At 60.6% G+C, this 3783-nt stretch carries 5 protein-coding genes; 1 reads left to right on the top strand and 4 read right to left on the bottom strand.

Annotation, left to right across the window (positions count from 1 at the left end; genetic code table 11):
- Positions 1–546: 546 nt before the first annotated feature.
- The 4 genes from ACHFFR_RS07330 to ACHFFR_RS07345 all read right to left on the bottom strand — a co-directional run bounded on the left by ACHFFR_RS07330 (position 547) and on the right by ACHFFR_RS07345 (position 2508).
- Entirely contained in the window at positions 547–1236 is a 690-nt protein-coding gene (locus tag ACHFFR_RS07330; RefSeq protein ID WP_394263613.1) for a class I SAM-dependent methyltransferase, read from the bottom strand.
- A 12-nt stretch (positions 1237–1248) separates the two neighbouring features.
- Complete coding sequence (locus tag ACHFFR_RS07335; protein ID WP_394263614.1) at positions 1249–1467, bottom strand: helix-turn-helix domain-containing protein; 219 nt, start codon at positions 1465–1467, stop codon at positions 1249–1251.
- The gene (locus ACHFFR_RS07340; protein WP_394263615.1) at positions 1464–1940 is read right to left on the bottom strand and encodes a DUF2975 domain-containing protein; all 477 of its coding nucleotides are present in this window, start codon (positions 1938–1940) and stop codon (positions 1464–1466) included. The genes ACHFFR_RS07335 and ACHFFR_RS07340 overlap by 4 nt, the downstream gene beginning before the upstream one ends.
- Positions 1941–2055: 115 nt before the next feature.
- Entirely contained in the window at positions 2056–2508 is a 453-nt protein-coding gene (locus ACHFFR_RS07345; RefSeq protein WP_394263616.1) for an SRPBCC family protein, read from the bottom strand.
- A gap of 151 nt (positions 2509–2659) precedes the next feature.
- On the opposite strand from ACHFFR_RS07345, the gene ACHFFR_RS07350 reads away from it, so the two are divergent.
- A partial coding sequence (locus tag ACHFFR_RS07350; RefSeq protein WP_394263617.1) for an acyl-CoA dehydrogenase family protein occupies positions 2660–3783 on the top strand: 1124 nt, incomplete at its 3' end.

Consider the following 3783-nt stretch of genomic DNA (forward strand, 5'->3'; position numbering starts at 1 on the left):
GCCGCGGGCGTCACCTCCGGTTCGATGGGTTGAGCATACGAAGGAAGACCTGCGCCGACGAAAACTGCTCCCGAGAGTGCCGTTGTGGCCCCGAGAGCAGCGAGTCTGCGCAAGAAAGGAGTCCTTCGTGAATGAGTGACATGTGACATGTTTGCCTCCGTGTTCAGTGAATAACTCGTGTACGTGCTGGCGATGGCCGACCAGTGAATAGCGTGTTCACCCCGGCTGGCCAGTGCAAATTCCGCTGGGAATCCGCACCCACGGCGACGTGGAATATGCCAACACTTACCGAAAACGATACCAGTAGTACCGCGATCGAGCAGTACTTTTTAGAGGCTTGAATGGGTGAAAATCGGCCATTCGAGGGTGGTCGTTATTACACGCGTTTGAAGGTTTGTGTTTGCCGAGGTCAGGGGGCAATTTTGGCGTTTGCGTCAAATGCCCGGGTAGTACGAACTGTGGGCGGGTGAGCCACACCACAGGTGCCGGGGTTGCGACACGCCCCGCGACACGCCGTATGGAGTGATTCCAATTTAGGCGCAAGGATCAGTGGGTGGGCTTGACCAGTCGTACGGCAAAGAACGCGGGCTGGTTGTTCAGCTTTTCCCAGTCTTTCGGGTACGGCTCGCGCATCGTGTCAGCCAGCCGAGGCTCGACGAACCTTTCGACGAGGAAGCCGGCGTCAGTGAAGGCGTCAAACCAGTACTGCATAGGCGCGCGGCGGGCGGTGAGCACCCATCCCTTGGGCCACTTCTCGGTGACGTCCTCGACCGTGAAGTTGCTGCCGCCTAGGCGTGTCCAATCGTTGGTGGGGTGCTGGTTCGAGATCACCGCAATGCCGCCAGGGCGTAGCACTCGGTAGAACTCGTGCATGAGAGCCGCAGGGTCGTCCACGTAGTGAAGGACGAGAGCGCACACGACGACGTCCGCGCTCTCGTCCGGCAAGAAGTCGAGCGGTTCATCGAGGTCGTGTGCTCGAAACTCGGCCCCGGGGACCCGCTCACTTTCAAGCGCCACCATCGACGGACTTGCGTCAATTCCGACGACGGCGGCGCCTGCCTCGACGAGGCGACTTGCATAGAGGCCGGGCCCGCACCCGGCGTCGAGCACATCCTTGCCTCGAACGTCTCCGATGAGTTCGAACATGGCCGGCCGGTCGTAGTGCGCGTTGTATGGCGCATCAACGGCGTGAGCTAAGAACTCGTGAGCGAAAGACTCATGCTGCGCATCTCTCATTGCGCCAGTAAATCACGGGGCGGTCTCGTCGTCGTCGACGAATTCGAGAACGTCACCCACCGAGCAGTCGAGCGCCTTGCAAATGCGCTCCAGAGTAGAGAAGCGTATTGCCTTGGCGCGGCCGTTTTTTAGGACGGCGACGTTGGCGGGGGAGAGGTCGACGGCGTCGGCGAACTCGGCCACGCTCATGCCACGCTGCGCCAGGAGAACGTTGATGTTGACCTTGATCAAATCACGCCTCCGAGCTCTTTGTGGTCAAACCGCGCGCTATCGAATGCCCTGGTTGCAATATAGGTGAGGCCTGCAAAACCGATGGCGGCGATCAACGATGCGGCAAGCCCGAGCACCACTCCTGGTCCTCCCGCGTGAATGGTTGCCAAGAGGTGAATCGCCGTGGCGGCGGGGATAAGGAAGCCGAGCGTGCATGCGGCGCCCGTGGCCACAATCAGAGTCCGAGTGGCGTCACTGAAGAATGAGCCTTTCGAGCTTCTCCATAGAATCCCCGCGAGTAGGGTCGCCGCGATTTGGAAGCACGCAAGCGTGGCGATACCCAAGATCGAGTAGGGAAGTACGAGGTGTCGCACTTCCGGAAATTGATGCGCAATATCTTCGGCCACGATAGGCACGAAAATCTGCCCAAGGATCAGACCAAGAAAGAACAGGCCGAGTACGCCGATGAGCGCCCGCTGAGTAAAGCTTTGCATATATCGATTATCGATAGAAAGATATCGAATGTCAATAGAGGGTCTCCGGTGCTTGGTGGGCATGACAATGGCCGCCGCGGCACGATACCGCAGCGGCCATATGGCAAGAGTTCTCTCAGGCGACGGCGCTAGCGACCGCCGAGAGCGAGTCCTCGAGATGCGATTCGTCGAATGACTTGATCGCTCCGGCCCGAAGCTCCGCGTCCTCGATCTCCGAGGCGTCGTAGGTCAGGGTGACGTTGGTGTTGCCGGCGTCGATCGGTTCGAGCTCCCAGAGCCACTTGGCTCCCACGGGAACGTCGTCGGTGATATTGCGATCGTTCTTCCAGCCGATGGTACGGCCCTCGGCGAAGGCGAAAACGGTGTTTTCGGTCTGGTAATCGCCGTCTTCCTTGGTCATGTTGACCGTGAAGGTGTCGCCGACCTCCTTGATGCGATCGCCCTGATCAAGGGAGCGGACCATGCCTGAACCGTCGGTCTCGGCGTGGCGGTGAGGGTTGGAGAGCAGGTCGAAGATGACGTCTGCTGCTGCGGGAATCTGACGTGAGACTGATACTTTTTCGTTCATACGTTCCACCGTAGGTGTTGCGTGGCGCACATGAATAGGGCTCTCGCTGATAGCGTCATTGCTTGCACTCGATGGATGTGCTCGCTCAGGTAGGATCATCTCGGCGCACGCGAGATCCGCGTGTGGCCTCTCAATGATTGTGGGGAGCGTAATGGCCTTTTTGTCAAATGAATTGCTGGAAACGATCGCATCACGAGCAGCGGAGGTGGATGAGAGCAATACCTTCCCGCACGAGGATCTGGATGACCTTCGCGAGGCCGGTTACCTCAAGGCATTCGTTCCGCGCGAGTTCGGCGGGCACGGCCTGACCACCGAGGAGATCTGCGAGACCCAGACGCTCCTTGCCAAGGCGTCCCCAGCCACCGCGCTCGGCATCAACATGCACCAGATTATCGTTGGACTTGGCCGGCACCTCGTCGCCAACGGGGTGGACGCCGGTCGCCAGATTCTCGAGGGTGCCGCGGCTGGCGAGCTGTTCGCGTTCGGCATTTCCGAGCCCGGCAACGACCGGGTCCTGTTCGGCTCCATCACGGAGGCAAAGCCCGAGGACGACGGCGGATACTCCTTTACCGGCCTGAAGGTCTTCACCTCGCTGGCACCCGTGTGGACCAAGCTCATGACGTATGGCCACTCCGAGGAAAACGATGGAATGTCCATCTTCGCCATCCTCGACCGCGATCTGGACAAGATCGAGATCAAGGACGACTGGGACGTCCTTGGCATGCGCGGTACGCAGTCCAACTCGACGATGCTCAACGGCGCATACGCGCGCCCCGAGCAGATCCTGTCCAAGGTCAAGCCCGGCCCGTCGATGGAGCCGGTCGTGTTCGGCATCTTCGCCTGGTTTGAAACCTTCCTCGCCGCCACCTACCTGGGTATCGGCCTGCGAGCGATCGAGGTTGCCGCCGAGTATGTTCACAAGCGCCGCTCCGTCCTCAACGACGACGTCTACGCCAACGACCCCGCGATCCGCTGGCGGCTCGCCGACGCGGCTATTCGCATGAACTCCGCGCAGGCAGAGGTTACGCTCATCGCCCGCGATCTCGATGCCAACGCCGACCGCGGCGCGATGTGGTACCCCCAGCTATCCGCCGCGAAGAACGCCGCCGCCGAAGCGTCGAAGTTCGCCGTTGAGGAAGCGATCCGCTCATCCGGTGGCTCGTCCTACTCGAACAGCAACGAGCTCAGCCGCCTCTACCGCGACGTGCTCGCCGGCCTGTTCCAGCCCTCCGACCAGGAATCGTTACACAGCGCATGGGCGGGTGTTGTTCTCGG

This window comes from Trueperella sp., from assembly GCF_043424875.1.
Lineage (GTDB): Bacteria > Actinomycetota > Actinomycetes > Actinomycetales > Actinomycetaceae > Trueperella.